Source organism: Kordia jejudonensis, assembly GCF_001005315.1.
Classification (GTDB): Bacteria; Bacteroidota; Bacteroidia; order Flavobacteriales; family Flavobacteriaceae; genus Kordia; species Kordia jejudonensis.
Map to the genome: position 1 here is coordinate 81,336 of NZ_LBMG01000011.1, position 14,979 is coordinate 96,314.

General features: G+C 30.8%; 12 protein-coding genes. 7 read left to right on the forward strand and 5 right to left on the reverse strand.

What is annotated here, in order from left to right:
* The first annotated feature begins 58 nt into the window (after nucleotides 1-58).
* The 3 genes from AA089_RS08165 to AA089_RS08175 all read left to right on the forward strand — a co-directional run bounded on the left by AA089_RS08165 (nucleotide 59) and on the right by AA089_RS08175 (nucleotide 4,585).
* On the forward strand, nucleotides 59-2,416 hold the full coding sequence (locus AA089_RS08165) for a T9SS type A sorting domain-containing protein (protein WP_082113233.1): 2,358 nt from the start codon (nucleotides 59-61) through the stop codon (nucleotides 2,414-2,416).
* Nucleotides 2,417-2,820: 404 nt separating this feature from the next.
* Nucleotides 2,821-3,072: a hypothetical protein gene (locus AA089_RS08170; RefSeq protein ID WP_046756456.1), complete on the forward strand. Its 252-nt coding sequence runs from the start codon at nucleotides 2,821-2,823 to the stop codon at nucleotides 3,070-3,072.
* 55 nt (nucleotides 3,073-3,127) lie between these two features.
* Nucleotides 3,128-4,585 (forward strand): TlpA family protein disulfide reductase, encoded by a 1,458-nt coding sequence (locus tag AA089_RS08175; protein WP_046756457.1) that lies wholly within the window; start codon nucleotides 3,128-3,130, stop codon nucleotides 4,583-4,585.
* A gap of 5 nt (nucleotides 4,586-4,590) precedes the next feature.
* Here the strand turns inward: AA089_RS08175 and AA089_RS08180 are convergent, their stop codons facing one another.
* From AA089_RS08180 to AA089_RS08200, 5 genes are all read right to left on the reverse strand, one after another.
* Nucleotides 4,591-6,378, reverse strand: a complete 1,788-nt coding sequence (locus AA089_RS08180; protein WP_046756458.1) for a hypothetical protein — start codon at nucleotides 6,376-6,378, stop codon at nucleotides 4,591-4,593.
* A gap of 216 nt (nucleotides 6,379-6,594) precedes the next feature.
* Nucleotides 6,595-7,089 carry a hypothetical protein gene (locus AA089_RS08185; protein WP_046756459.1) on the reverse strand — a complete coding sequence of 165 codons (495 nt, stop codon included), beginning with the start codon at nucleotides 7,087-7,089 and terminating at the stop codon, nucleotides 6,595-6,597.
* A 33-nt stretch (nucleotides 7,090-7,122) separates the two neighbouring features.
* A complete protein-coding gene (locus AA089_RS08190) occupies nucleotides 7,123-7,908 on the reverse strand; it encodes a DNA adenine methylase (RefSeq protein WP_046756460.1) in 786 nt (261 codons plus the stop codon).
* A gap of 35 nt (nucleotides 7,909-7,943) precedes the next feature.
* Nucleotides 7,944-8,411: a JAB domain-containing protein gene (locus AA089_RS08195; protein WP_046756461.1), complete on the reverse strand. Its 468-nt coding sequence runs from the start codon at nucleotides 8,409-8,411 to the stop codon at nucleotides 7,944-7,946.
* A 50-nt stretch (nucleotides 8,412-8,461) separates the two neighbouring features.
* A complete protein-coding gene (locus AA089_RS08200; protein ID WP_046756462.1) occupies nucleotides 8,462-9,664 on the reverse strand; it encodes a type IV secretory system conjugative DNA transfer family protein in 1,203 nt (400 codons plus the stop codon).
* Between the two features lie 457 nt (nucleotides 9,665-10,121).
* On the opposite strand from AA089_RS08200, the gene AA089_RS08205 reads away from it, so the two are divergent.
* Genes AA089_RS08205 through qatD form a run of 4 tightly spaced genes read left to right on the forward strand, consistent with a single transcriptional unit; the run spans nucleotide 10,122 to nucleotide 14,886 of the window.
* Nucleotides 10,122-12,032, forward strand: a complete 1,911-nt coding sequence (locus AA089_RS08205) for a KAP family P-loop NTPase fold protein (RefSeq protein ID WP_053002274.1) — start codon at nucleotides 10,122-10,124, stop codon at nucleotides 12,030-12,032.
* A gap of 2 nt (nucleotides 12,033-12,034) precedes the next feature.
* Nucleotides 12,035-12,775, forward strand: a complete 741-nt coding sequence (locus AA089_RS08210; protein WP_046756463.1) for a hypothetical protein — start codon at nucleotides 12,035-12,037, stop codon at nucleotides 12,773-12,775.
* 3 nt (nucleotides 12,776-12,778) lie between these two features.
* Entirely contained in the window at nucleotides 12,779-14,149 is a 1,371-nt protein-coding gene (gene qatC, locus AA089_RS08215; protein WP_046756464.1) for a Qat anti-phage system QueC-like protein QatC, read from the forward strand.
* A complete protein-coding gene (qatD, locus tag AA089_RS08220; protein ID WP_046756465.1) occupies nucleotides 14,149-14,886 on the forward strand; it encodes a Qat anti-phage system TatD family nuclease QatD in 738 nt (245 codons plus the stop codon). Before qatC ends, qatD begins: the two co-directional genes overlap by 1 nt.
* Nucleotides 14,887-14,979: the final 93 nt, after the last annotated feature.

Consider the following 14,979-nt stretch of genomic DNA (forward strand, 5'->3'; position numbering starts at 1 on the left):
TGACCGCTTTTATTTTTTTCACTATGTTTGTCTAACGTGTAATCTAAATCTGAACATTATGAAAAAACTAATACTTCTTTTACTCATTCCATTCATGATCTTTTCGCAGAATTTTAATGAAACCATAATTGCTGATGCTAACAACTGGGTACAACCAAAAGTCATTGATTTGGACAATGACAGCTTTGATGACTTAGTATCAGTCAGTAAAGACGGAAACATAGCATGGTGGAAAAAAGATGCTATGTTCAACTACACTAAAATCATTATTGCGGAAACTCCAAAAAGTTGGAATCATTTTGACGTATCTGACATTGATGGAGATACTGATTTAGATATTCTGGTATCAGAACAAGGTTCTATTGAAATATATTATAACGATGGAAATGAAAACTTTTCTCCAACCTATATCAATGCCAATAGTTTATCATCAAACATCATCTCAGGAGATTTTGATGCAGATGGATATGTTGATTTTATCACGACAAGCAGAGGACAAAACGGACCGCTCCGATTTTGGAAAAACATTCTCAATATAGGATTCCAACAAAGTACTGTAACGAATGTAGAAATTTCTACTGGCGATATCTTAGTAAATGATATTGATAACGATGGAGATCTTGATTTAGTTATGTCAGTATCGTCTGGGTTTTGGACAGGGAATCACATTCTGTGTCTTTTAAATGATGGCAATGCCAATTTTACCGAACATACGATCAATTACACATTATCAAATGAGCATCTTCAAATACTCGATTATGATATTGATGGCGATAAAGATTTAATTGTAAAAAGAGGGAATTGCTGTGTAGTGTTGTTTACTAATGATGGTAATCTTAATTTCACTCAAACAGAATTAACCAATGACGCAAATATGGATTCAATGCACATTGTTGATTTTGATAATGATGGCGATTTAGATATATCTGTTGTATTTTCTGCATCTAATATAACTGATTCTTTTGGCTTCTATGTGAATGATGGAAGCGGAAACTTTATTTTAAACACCTTAGAAACTCTTGATAAAGGAGAACGTATTCAAAGCTTAGATTACAATACTGACGGATTGATGGATTTCCTTGTTACGTCTTCTGCATTTGATGATCCACGACTCTATCAAAATATTGGAAGCGGAAGTTTTAATCTAACGATTCTTGATGATTCTTTTGTATCACCAACAAGCTTTTATACTGATGATATTGATAATGATGGATTAAAAGATATTGTTAGCACTTCAAGTAGTGAATATGAATTGGTATTATGGCACAACACAGGATCATTTAACTTTACTAAAACGATCATCGATACTACTGAACCACTCATAAGTTATGCGCATGTTGATGATATTACTGGCGATGGTCATAAAGATATTCTTGTATCAACATTTGGCTTTAATGAAGGAGAGGTTCTCTTATATACCAATGATGGAAATTTAAACTTTACCAAATCTACATTCTTAAATGTTACAGGTGTTGAACGAGCATTTGCAACTGATCTTAATAACGATAATCATCTAGATGTTATCATTACCCGACCTGCTGGCAATAACGGACAAATATTTTACTATATCAATGATGGAAATGGGAACTATCAACAGCAATTTGTAAATAACATTCCTGAATTTAAAGTGTGTACCGACTTTGTTGATATCAATAACGATGGTATTAAAGACATCTCGACCAACGGATCATTCTATTATCAAAATGATGGATCGCTCAATTTTTCACAAGTATCACTTCCAACAGAAGGAAAACTTTTTGACATAGATCGTGATGGTGACCTCGATATACTTGGAAGCAATTATGACGTTCCTAATTCAAGTAACATTATCGCATGGCATGAAAATGATGGGAATGGAAATTTTACTGAACAACAAATTCAAACAGGGAACACAACCAATAGTGGCGACATCTTTACCATACAAGATTTTGACGGTGATGGAGATATTGACTTTGTATCCTGTCCTACAAACAGCTTTAATTCACAAAAATTATCGTTTTGGGTAAATGATGGAAATCAAAACTTTATACGCGAGGTTATGAATACTAATTATGTAAGATCAAATCTTCTTCTTTCTGATGATCTTGATGGCGATGGCGACATTGATGTTATTAGTTCCAACAACAAATTTCCTTTTACTATTTGGAATAATACGAGTGATATTCCATTAAGTATAGAAAGTCAAGAAGAAGTTACTGCAAATATTAAAATCTATCCCAACCCAACATCTGATATTGTTACCATTGAATCGAATGAAATTATTACAAAAGCAGAACTCTATGATCTGCAAGGTCAAAAAATAAAGAGTGAATTTTCAAACAATAATATTGATCTGCGAAATGTAGCTACGGGACTCTATATTCTCAAATTGAAAACCAAAGAGGGAAGTATGGCTTTTAAAATAATGAAACGTTAAAACTAATTATTGCGACTACGGGAAGGCTCTATAAAATGAAGCTATCAAGTAAATAGATTTTGATATTTTTATCAGATAGATATTAAATTTCGTCTTTTAATGTAACGCTTATACATTTTTTTGAATGTTCATACAATATCTTACAAACATGTAAGTTTATTATTTATATTTAAATAAGAATTAACATATAATTCAATCTCGCAAGAACCTTCCTTTATACATAGCCAAACTATAAGTTAAAGCAACTTTAGCTTACTCATGAATAGAGCAACATTTACTGTTGTTTCTTCATGAGTGGTATTTAAAAGTATCATGATAATAAAAATAGTATTGCTAAAAAAGACATACATCTTGAGTGTCTCTAAATGTTCAAGAATACTATTTTAATAATTAAAACATAAATTATGTTACAAAACATTTTAAATTTAGAAGGAATTACTATTTTAACAAAGGCAGAACAGAATACCGTTATTGCAGGAACTGGGACTGGAACTTGTTCAGCATTTATTCCTTGTACGATTCCTGGAGACCATGATGATTCTTGTGGTGGCGGGCAGTACACACACAATGTTTCTAAAAAGGAAGCAAAAGCATTTGTTGCTAATGGAGGACGTTGGTGTTGTGAAGGATGTTCAACAGCTAGTTGGATGCATTAACAAAATGAAATTACAGAGAGGGATATATTTCCCTCTCTACATTTAAAAAATAAGAATGAAAAATATTACGGTTGTTCTATTAATATGCATATTATTTCTTTCTTGTAAGGAAGAAGTCGTTCAGAAAAAGAAAACGGAAGAATATAAGAAGCCTAACGAAATCGTAATGATTTTTAATAAGCGATCGTATGTAAAAGATACTTTGTATTCCGATAACGGTTCTTATACCATAAAAAAGGATAGACCAATTTTTTACACGAACAAGGAAACGTATGAAAACATATTTATAGAACCTAATAATATTAGTAAACCCGATACTATAATTATAAAATCGGATACTCCTATCATCGTTAATCACAGATACCATTTTTATTACGATTCTTCATATAAGTTTAATGTTGGTGATACAATAGTATTTGACTATCCAAATGATGCTCCTCATGTTTCTATTTTAAACAGTACAAAAAAGAATGATTATAATGCTGAAGTAGATTACAATTTATCTCATACAATTTATAAAGGGGCTGTCGAGTTTTATAATGAGAATAATAAACGATTTAGAACAGAGAAAGAGAAAGCAACGTATAGAAATGTTTTAAAAGAGAATATTATTGAAAAAGAGAAAACACTTGATTCTTTATATAATTTAAAGGAACTTTCAAATGATTATTATTCTTTTTTAAAGACAACAATTCACTACAAGAATAAAATCATTCATTCTAATTATGATGCTGATGAAGCTGAATTAAAAAATGATTCATTGCTTTTTATTCAAAGCTATAGACACTTCTTAAACAGCTTTACTTTTAAAAATTTTGACATTAGCTATTCCAAAAAAGGATATCAAAATTTACCCGATTATTTGACGTTATTTGATTCCATAGAAAAAAGTGCATTATTCTCAACTAAAATTAAAAACTATCTTCTCTACAATACTACGAGAAACATCATAAAGAATTACGATCAATCTAAGATTACGAAGTATTTTGATAAGTTCAAACAGGAGGTAAAAGACACAGTATTAGTAAATAGAATTTTAGAAGACTTTCTCCTCGATTTTTCTTCACTTAAAACTGAAACTGCTGATGTGAATTTGATAAATATCTCAAAGGAGAGAAAAACATTGAATGAGATCATTCAAGAGCATAAAGGAAAAATCATCTATGTTGATTTTTGGGCAAGTTGGTGTGTTCCTTGTAGAGAAGTAATGCCAGATTCAAAGAAGTTAATACAGGAGTATGAAAATAAAAATATTGTATTCTTATTTATTTCAATCGATACTAATTTCAAGAGTTGGAAAAAAGCTACTGAAGATGAAAATATTCTATATTACAGGCATAGTCAATTAGTAATTAATTACCCGAAAGCTACATTTTTTAGGGAATTACAATTAAAAACGATTCCAAGATATTTAATATTCGATACTGATGGTCAGCTCATCCATAAAAATGCTCCAAGTCCTAAAAGTAGTGAAATTCGAGATCTTTTAAATAGTTATATTTCTAGGAAATAGGAAATTTAATCTGCGAAAGATTGTGAATAAAAAATAATCATTTTATCTCTTTTCTTATCGTATGTTATGCATTCTTTACAATTATAAAAATTGTCGGTATCGAAACAGATCGATTGGATATTGCTGAGGCACTCAAATAATCCTTTCTCAACGGTAAAACTATTTCCTGGACGTATAGCTATATTTTTAATTTCTGAAAACTTCCCGATTGCCAGATAAATATTTTCACTAAACAAGCTAGGGTCTTTTGAACGATTATATAAACGATCATTTAGTATAAAAACTTGTGTGTCAAATGATGCATCAAAATAATGTTCATTATTCGTTAGCCAATTCTCTACTTGAATATTATCAAACAACTCTCGATATGAATTATTCATATTATCATAAAATAATATCTTAATTTTCATATCTTCTTTATCATATACTACAAAGACACCATCTTCCATATCATTTAAGAATACATTACCTATAGCAAAATTTAAAACAAACCACTTTTTTTTCCATTTGAAATATCTTCGATGATTTTCACTCATTTTTCGTTCTATGTAATTATGTGCATTTTCAAACGCTCCTGCTTTTTCTAACATAGATAAGTATTCAATAAACTTTTTTGTGCCATAACTATCTTTAAGATGATTATCAAAACGTGAAGTGCTATTTTCAAAATCATTATTCATTCCTCGAAAAAAATTACTCTGATCACACTCATTAGGGAAAATTGCAATCATATCTGTAATATCGTTATTGAATCTAGAATATAGACCTATACGCCATCTGTCAGACTTATAAGTTGTAGAAAATCCCGGGTATAATTCTTTACTATTCAAATCTTTTAACTGATCTTCATCTAGCTTTACTCCTTGTTCTAGTAAATAATTTAAAAGTTCGTGAATATTAATTCCCAAAAAATTTATATATGAAGTTTCATTTCTATCATAAGAGGTTAAATTATACGTTGATTTATTGTAATACAGTTCAACCCTATAAACGTCTTTATAATTATTATTTCCCTTAAATTCAGACCATATTGAAAATACTTTTCTACTTTTAAAGTCTTCATCACTTATCATATAATAATCTTTACGGATACTCATAGGTTCGCCCATTGGATTTTTAGTTAGATTTGTGACTTCTACTTTAGAAAAATATTTATCCTTAGGAAGTTCGACTAGATTATCATAGTTTGTACCAATAGCACGCATAAAACCATTGTGAAATTCCTCAAAATCAGATCTACTCTCAGACACTTTTCTCTTGATTGGATAATCTGCATTATCTGTATTGATTTTATTAACATCTATACTATTAAAATATATTCTTGTATCCTTATCATCAGAAAGTTCTATTTCAATGATACTAGGTGAGAACTTTCCTTTAAAACCCGAAGATGTTTCAATTCTTAATTCGTTTGAACTCTTGATTTGATATACATGTATTTCATCATTATATTTTAAATATAATTTATACTGAAATTTTGGAATCTCAACTATTTTCTCAGTAGTTACATATCTTATTTCTGGATTACTTTTTACAGCATTATTGATTTGAGATTCATATTTGAGTACTTCTCCTGCTTCATTTTCATAAATATTCACTCCTGCTTTTGCTTTAAAAACACCTATTGGCGTTACAAATGAACTACTAGCATGTGTACTCACATTACCATTATCATCTACACATATTTCTATTGGTAAAATAGGTGGTTGGTAGCATCCCTTTATTTTGACTTGAGAGAGTGCTTTAGAAAACACGAAAAAACAAATGAATAGGGTAGGTAAACTTATTTTCATTTTTATTGAATTTTAAATAAAAATACGAATTTTACTATTAAATATGTAATTTTCTAGAGTAGAATATGTAAGAGCAGGAAAGTCATATTATAGAAATTGAGTAGTTAAAAATAGTTTTCAAAATAATAAGTAGACCTGTAAATATACGTCTCGTGATTGGGAGTTCATTTAATTACAAAAACATTCACATAAGTGAATGTTCTTAATCTTAGTTAGTTATTCTTTTTTAATCACAGCTTTAGAACTTCCATTCACAGAAACAATACTGGTACGTGATGACTTTGGATCACTTCCTTCTTTTCGCAATAATCTTTGATTGTTAAATAATGGACGACATTTAATGTTGAATGCGGTATAGCTAACTGCTTTCTCTTTATCATCTAAAGTATCAACATACGCCGAATATAATTCGTCATTGGTCATCGTTTTTTTCTTGTTGTTAAGCATAATATCAAAAGCTGTTGTGGCAACTGAATTAAGTCCTTGTTTTGTTTCTGATAAATCCAAATCCAACGTTTCTAGCTTTTGGATTTGTTCATCACTAGCATACTTCATCATGGCGGTAGCATCCTTTTGATACTCTTTAATACGATTGGTAATTGATCGCTTTTCTTCTTTGGCTTGTTCAATTTTTTCATCTGCGCTTTCTAGCAGTTTTTGATCATCGCTAATATTCTGTATTAGCGTATCGATAATGTTGTGATTACTCATAATTATTAAGTTTTAAAAGGTTTGTATTTGTTTTTAGATTGGATAATTAGCGGTCAAGACTTCAATCTTGCGTTTCCGCTTTTTCTCATGTGCGCCATTACTTGCAACAAGTGGTTTATCAACCATCATCGTATGCCAACCATACTTCTTACTATATTCTTCAAGTATTTCAGAAGGATAGGAACTGAGCAGAAATTTTCCTTTAATGTTTGATAGCGTGTCTAACAGTTTGATATAACCAGCTTTACTGTATCCATCATAATGTCCCATATCAGCGTTGAAGTATGGCGGATCAACATAATGGAATGCGTCATCGGCATCATACGTTTCAATTACTTTACACGCATCGTTGTTTTCAATTTGTGTATGCTCCAAGCGTTTGGAAATAGTTTCATCAAAACGAAGTTTCTTATTCCTCACTGTTTTCAATCGCTTCCCATACTTATCAAATCCCCAACTTCCAATTTTACACGCAAAACCCATATTCGTAGCGATGTAGAATGCCCATGCTTGTTGTAATTTGTTAAACAAATGTGGCATTCGGTATATCGTGTGTGCTACAGTATAGGTTGCACGTGAGAATAGTGTAGCTTCAATCTTTGTTTTGAGATTTTCAAAATCAGTTTTACATACTTCAAAGAAGTTAATTACCATGTTATTGGTATCATTAATGATTTCTGATTCTGTTGGCTCTTTAGCAAAGAAGACTGCACCACCACCGAAGAAACTTTCAGTGTATATTTTGTGTTCTGGAATTAATGGAAGGATTTTATGAAGCAAGGTAATCTTGCCTCCATAGTAAGTTATGGGAGTTTTCATGATAACGATAAGTAATGAAGATGGATAAAGGTTGATTACATCAAGTTTTCATCAGCCAGAGAAACATACGTTTCTGAAGTGATAATAAGGTGATCGAGGACTTTGACGTTCATAAGGTCGCCTGCATTAATTAGCTTTCGCGTGATTGCTTTGTCAGCACTTGAAATTTTGAGTGTTCCCGAAGGATGATTGTGAGCCACGATAATGGCAACGGCATTAGTTAAGAGTGCTAACTGAAAGATGTGTTTCGAATTTACGCATACCGATGTCGTACTTCCTTTGGCTATTTCTGATACGCCGACCACACCATTCGCATTATTGAGATACAAAGCCCAAAAGCGTTCTTTTAAGTCTAGTTGTTTGAGATGCACAAATCGTTTTAGAAACGAGTCAACATCTTTTGAACTTCGGATATAAAACATCTTATCAAAAAGTGGTCGTACATAGTCAAGTTCAATTTCGTGGGTGTGATTGAGCCACGTACTCGGTAAGGTTCTTTTCATATCGTATTAAATTTAAGGTTCGTTCTGATACGAGTATGAGTGAAATCACATTATTGATATAGATATGCCTTTTTGTAATCTATATCATTGACCGTAATTGTCTTTGCAGAAAAGGCTTGCGGAGATTTTCCATTGATCAGGAGTTTTAAATAAATATGGAAATGTTCTAAGTTCGTGAAGTCAGACGTTTGAAATATAGGATAGAATTCTTGCGCCATATACTTCGCATCGGCTTGTCCAAGCTTGAAACAAATAATCGTTCCAATATTTCCGAGTACTGCATTTTTGATATCAGTTTGTAACTGATGCAAATATTGATGTGCTAACACAAATCCAATTTTAAATTTCCGCAGTTCTGAAAACATATTGGTAAGTGATGCCGTTGTGTAGTTTTGGAATTCATCGAGGTAGATATAAAAGGGAACTCGTTTATTCTCCTCAACGTTGATACGACTGAACGAAGCAGACGAAAGGGAAGTGAGCAGTAATGAACCAAGTAAATGTGCACCATCAGTTCCAAGCGTTCCTTTTGATAAATTAACCAAAAATATTTTCTTGGAATCCATAATGCTGCGGAGTGAGATCTGATTCTGATTTTCAACCAATATTTTATTTAACATTGGAATCGACAAAAAGCTTCCTACCTTATTCAGTACTGGTAGAATGTCTGTTTTTGAATATTTAGGAAATTCCTGTTGCCAAAATCGAATCACGTTTTTATTGACAACGCTTTTCAAACATTCTTTTTGATATTCCAAATCAAGTAATATCCTTGAAATATCATTAAAGTTCGCTTTAGGTTGATCAAGGAGTGTTAAGATAACATTCCGCAGAATGTATTCTAATTTCAATCCCCACGATTGTTGTCCCCATAGTTTTTGAAAGGTTTCTAAAATGCTCGATGCAATGAGCGCACGTTTTCCATAACTCACTTTTTTAAGTGGATTATAACCGAGCTGTACATTCTGGTCGGTAGCATCAAGTAACACAATATCTTTTTTTCTATATTCTGGAACTAACGCCAATACTTCTTTCAATAAATCTCCATTGATATCAAACAAACAAAAACCACGATGCTGTAATACATCTTGGTACATAAGTGTTTTCATAACATTGGTTTTTCCACTTCCAGTTTTTCCTAAAAGATACATACCGAATAATCGATCATGTTGAAAAATACCGAACATTCGTCTGTCGTCTCTAAAATCAACTCGCGCAAAATAGCTAATATGTGGATCAAGATGTTGTTGCATAGAAACACAGTATTACGTGTCTCTAGTTAAATATATAGATCTCCCATTTTGAAATTATAAGGTTGCATTTAATGGATGCTTTACAATTTGTTTACGCAAATGTTCTGCCGTAGCTGATAAATAAATTGTGGTTGTTTTGATATCGCTATGTCCCATCATTCGTGAAAGGTTAAATTAGAGAAACACAATACATGGCTGAACATCGTTATATTTGATTAACAGAACACTATAGGATGATCTTGAAAGTCTGTATCCGATCAACTAACTTTTGTAGATATTTTCTGATTTTATTCAAAAAAATCATATATTTAACTTTCTCCCCTATAGAATTTTTAGTATTACGGATTTCCGTAAGTTAGTAAGTTGTTTACTTGCTACTTTTGTCATTGTTGCCCATATTTAGTTGTAACTATATCTGGCGTTGCAAGACATGTGTTTTAATTTAAAAACAAATTAAATGTGGTCAGATAACGAAACCTCAGAAGACCTTTTAGGCTTTAAAGTACATGCAGATTTATTAGTTGATGTCATCAAAGATGATTCAGTATTACCAATAACAATAGGTGTTTTTGGTGATTGGGGAAGCGGTAAATCTAGCATACTTAAAATAATACAAGAACAGTTTCAAAATTCAAATGGAGAACCAACTGATGAAGATACACTTTGTATCTATTTTAATGGTTGGACTTTTGAAGGGTATGATGATGCAAAAGCAGCTTTACTAGACTCGATATTAAAGGAGTTGGAGAATAATAAAAGGTTAAGTGATGAAATTAAAGAAACTGTAAAGAAAAAAGCAAAAAAACTTTGGAAATCAATAAACTGGATGAGAGGAGCAGGTATGGTTTTAAAAAACGTAGCTCTACCAGCAGTCGCTGCTTATTTTACTGGTGGCTTAAGTTTAGCCCCATTTGCTTTACAAAAATTATCAGAATGGAACATTGATAGTCCTGAAAAATTAATAGAAAAACTAGACTCAAAAGAGGGAGAAGAATTTTTTAATTCTCTAAAAAACGAAAGTGATCAAGAAGAAACAACTAGTAATCCTGTAGCAGAATTCAGGAACGACTTTATAGATTTATTAGAAGCTACTGAATTCAAAAGATTAGTAGTAATTATTGATGATTTAGATAGATGCAAACCTGAAAGGATAATAGAAAATTTAGAAGCTATTAAATTATTTGTAAATGTTCCAAAAACAGCATTTATAATAGGTGCTGATCCCAGAATAGTTAGACATGCAATTGAATATAAATATGGAAGTTCTAATCCAATTCAAGAAGATAATTCAAGAATAGTTGAAGATTACTTAGAAAAGCTCATACAACTTCCTTATTCATTACCAAAACTATCAGAGCCTGAGGTCGAGACTTATATATCTATGCTTATTTGCAAAAGAGAAATAGGGAACGAAAAATTCAAAAATATACATTCTAATTTTCAAAAATTTAGATTAAAAGACAAATATTCAACCTATGGATTATTGAATATGGAAACGATTCTTCTTCAAGAAGATTTTGAAAAAGTAAAATCAAATATTATATCCATTCCATCATTAGTTCCACTTATAACTCAAAGTCTATACGGTAATCCTAGACAGATAAAGAGGTTTCTTAACACATATATTTTGAGGCAAAGGCTATCAAATGTAGCAAAACTAAGTGATTTCAACACTTCTATTTTAGCGAAATTGATGTTACTAGAGTATTCTGAAATTAGACTTTTTAGACAGCTATTCGATTGGCAATTAAATCAAGATGGTATGCCAAAAGAAATACAAAAATTAGAAGAGATTTGCAATGGAGAAAGTTTAGGAAATGAATTACAAGAGATAGAAAAAGCGGGTTTTAGCGATTGGAGTAAGGGTAAAATTCTTAAATGGCTTCAAATTGAACCAAAATTATCTGAAATTGATTTACGAGACTATTTTTGGATATCACGAGATAAAATAGCAACATCCATATCAGCATCAAGCTTAATTCCTCCAGTAGTAAAAGCCTTGTTTAAAAACTTAAATCAAGAAATGCCAACTGGAACACGGAAAGAGTTATTTAACGCTAAATTTCATTCATTAGTCCCTCTTGAAAAAGATGCGTTTTTAAATCTATTATCAATTAACGTTAAAAAGAATCCAAAAGAAAAAATTGGGTTTGATATATTTAACCTACTTGTAGATGAGAATATTGACAATGTTACATCTTATTACATCGAAACTATAAAAACACTTAATAAGATAGAAATAGAAGCATCAGTTGGTCTTAGTTTAAGAAAATATAATACACATCCAATATTAGGTGAATTTTTAAATGAATTTTTTAAAGATAAGAAAACTAGAGCTAGTAAATCTTATAATCTAAAAAGCAAATAAATATGGGTACGTCAAAATCATTTTCTGACACACGACACGCAATGATGCCAAATTGGGGGGACCTAAGTTCTGCAATAACTACTAGTTGTGATTCTTCAACTCTTCCTGTCGAGAAGAAAAAAAAAATATTGGGAAACTATGTTGCTGTAATTGGAGGAGCAAATAAAGCAGGTCGTGGTGGTTCTAAAATTGCTGGGAAAAGTGGAATTAGGACAGCAAAAAATATTGGTGGTTTTATAGGAGCATTCACAAGTTCAGGAAATAATCTTCGTGAAACTTTAGAAAATACAGGGTTAACTGACTTACAAAACAAATCCGTATCAGATGTAATAAATCATTTGATTGAATACTGCTCAGGTACTGCATCAACAATTGATGAAGTTGCAGCAAAGGAAGCCACAAGAAAACTACTAGAAGAACTTGTTTCTAATTCAGAGAGCATTGATGAGATGGAAGAAATACTATCTAATAAATTTGATGAATCTTCATCAGAAGACATAATAATCCAATATTTTGGGTATTATATTTATGAGCATTTGGATAAGTGGTTTTATGAGAAATTGATAAAACAGAAAAACCAATCAGACTGTAATAATCTTTTTAGGCAAATAAAAGATTTTATTTTTGAAAGTTTAAGAAGTGTACAGCGTGTAAATTCTTTACAGAATCTTAATTGGGGTTCAGATGACGCTGATAAGTTAATTAAAAACATACAACAAGATATCTTAACTGTATTTGAATAAGTTATGGAAATAAAAATTGAAATTAACGAAGCAACTAATGGGCGGTTTTCAGCTATTAATTTAGTTTTTGATAACCCTAGAAACAACAATGACGAGGAAAAAGTAGGTTTGTCACTTCTAAATTTTGTCAATGCTTATGATTTAACAAAGGATATAAAATCTATAAAGTTTGATTTATTTTTAGTGTCAGCATTGGTATATGGTATTGATAACTTATTAGATAGAGAATACTGTTCAGATGACGGTTGGTCAAGAGAAATAGAAACTAACTTTCCTGTTTACAATCTTGAAAGTTGGTTAGGTCAAGAAGAAGTTTTACAAGATGCCCTAAAATTTTTAACAGGTGATCATTGGACTATTAATTTTGTTTTAAACACAGTGCAGAATTGTTATATTGAAACAAAAGGTAGATGGGATAAAAATAGAAGATGTTTTAATACTGAAAATATAAAAACAACTAGTCTATTCTCAGGAGGATTAGATTCTCTAATAGGTGTTATAGACCAGCTAGAAACTTTAAATAATGATGAAGAAATATTATTAGTATCTCACTTTGATTACTATTCATCGGGACCAAATAGAGATCAAAATTTGTTATTTAATGCGTTGGTTATTGAGTATCCTGAAAAGATTCAAAAGAATTGGATTCAAACTAAATTAACTTTAAATAGAAAAAACATGAATGGAATAAAGTTTTATACTGAGGGTAATTATAGAAGTCGTTCTTTTTTCTTTATTGGACTAGGCTGTTTCCTATCTCCATCTTCAAATTTAATCATTCCTGAAAATGGAACAATTTCAATCAACTACCCATTGACCCCTTCCAGAGTAAGTTCACTTAGTACAAGAACAACTCACCCTTATGTATTATCTAAATTACAAATATTATTAAACAATTTAGGTATTGATATTGAGCTTCAAAATCCATATAGCTTCTATACAAAAGGGGAAATGATTGAGAATTGTTTAAATAATAATTTTCTTAATGGTATTTTAAACTCTTCTACTTCTTGTGGGAAACCTGGACATAATAGAACTTGGCTAAATAAAAATACAAATCATTGTGGAGTCTGTATGCCTTGTTTATATCGTAGAGCATCTCTAAATAAATCGGGAAAGGACAACCAAGTTTATGGTAGAGATATAACACAACCTCTATCTAGAAATAGTTATACCGATTTACCAGCATTAATAAACTATTTGAACAAAGATATTAACCTCGAACAAATGAAAAGAGATATCTTAATAAATGGCAGTATCCCTCTTGAGGAGTTAGAAGAATATGCAGAAATGGTACTTCGTTCAAAAAATGAAGTATTACAATTATTTAAAGATAAAGGAAATCAATTTATAAAAACCGAATTAGGAATTTAATGCTCATAGATACACATTGTCACTTCGATTTGTACACAAATCCAAAAGAAATTATAGATGAATCTGAAAGATTAGGAATAACAACGATTGGAATGACTAATCTACCTAGTCATTTTAAATTAGGTATCAATCATGTCAAAGGTTATAAAAAAGTTAGATTAGCTCTAGGAATGCATCCCTTAATGGCTATTGAACACAAGAAAGAGTTACCTCTATTCTTAAAATATTTAGAAATGACATCTTATATCGGAGAAGTTGGGTTGGATTTCTCTAGAGAAGGAATAGATTCTAAAGAACTTCAAATGTATAGTTTTAAGCGAATTTTAAGATCAGTCCAGAATAAACCAAAAATTTTAAGTATTCATTCAAGAGGAGCTGAAAAAGAAGTGTTGGAATTATTGAAGAGTTATGAAATTAAAAATGCGATTTTTCATTGGTATTCAGGCGATTTAAAATTGATAGATGAAATAGTAAGTTCTGGATATTATTTTTCTGTTAATACGGCAATGATTAGTTCAAAAAAAGGGAAAAAGATTATTGAGAGAATTCCAAAAAATCTTCTCTTAACAGAAAGTGACGGTCCATTTATAGAATTAAGCGGAAAGACAGTAAAGCCTATAAATATTGGATTGATAATTAATTACTTATCAAAACTTTATGATGTTGAAAAAAATTCAGTAGAGGAATTAATAAAAGTTAACTTTTACCGGTTGATTAATAATTTAAAAGTCATTTAATCTGAACAATTTTTATACTATATGTATTCTCAAAAACTTAAAGAAAATATTAAAAGATGTACAGAATGTTTTGACAATATAGGTATATGATTT

Excerpts from the sequence above, each read along its gene's own strand:
- AA089_RS08165 (WP_082113233.1), top strand. The coding sequence starts at position 59 with ATGAAAAAACTAATACTTCTTTTACTCATTCCATTCATGATCTTTTCG.
- AA089_RS08170 (WP_046756456.1), top strand. The coding sequence starts at position 2,821 with ATGTTACAAAACATTTTAAATTTAGAAGGAATTACTATTTTAACAAAG.
- AA089_RS08175 (WP_046756457.1), top strand. The coding sequence starts at position 3,128 with ATGAAAAATATTACGGTTGTTCTATTAATATGCATATTATTTCTTTCT.
- AA089_RS08180 (WP_046756458.1), bottom strand. The coding sequence starts at position 6,378 with ATGAAAATAAGTTTACCTACCCTATTCATTTGTTTTTTCGTGTTTTCT.
- AA089_RS08185 (WP_046756459.1), bottom strand. The coding sequence starts at position 7,089 with ATGAGTAATCACAACATTATCGATACGCTAATACAGAATATTAGCGAT.
- AA089_RS08190 (WP_046756460.1), bottom strand. The coding sequence starts at position 7,908 with ATGAAAACTCCCATAACTTACTATGGAGGCAAGATTACCTTGCTTCAT.
- AA089_RS08195 (WP_046756461.1), bottom strand. The coding sequence starts at position 8,411 with ATGAAAAGAACCTTACCGAGTACGTGGCTCAATCACACCCACGAAATT.
- AA089_RS08200 (WP_046756462.1), bottom strand. The coding sequence starts at position 9,664 with ATGCAACAACATCTTGATCCACATATTAGCTATTTTGCGCGAGTTGAT.
- AA089_RS08205 (WP_053002274.1), top strand. The coding sequence starts at position 10,122 with ATGTGGTCAGATAACGAAACCTCAGAAGACCTTTTAGGCTTTAAAGTA.
- AA089_RS08210 (WP_046756463.1), top strand. The coding sequence starts at position 12,035 with ATGGGTACGTCAAAATCATTTTCTGACACACGACACGCAATGATGCCA.
- qatC (WP_046756464.1), top strand. The coding sequence starts at position 12,779 with ATGGAAATAAAAATTGAAATTAACGAAGCAACTAATGGGCGGTTTTCA.
- qatD (WP_046756465.1), top strand. The coding sequence starts at position 14,149 with ATGCTCATAGATACACATTGTCACTTCGATTTGTACACAAATCCAAAA.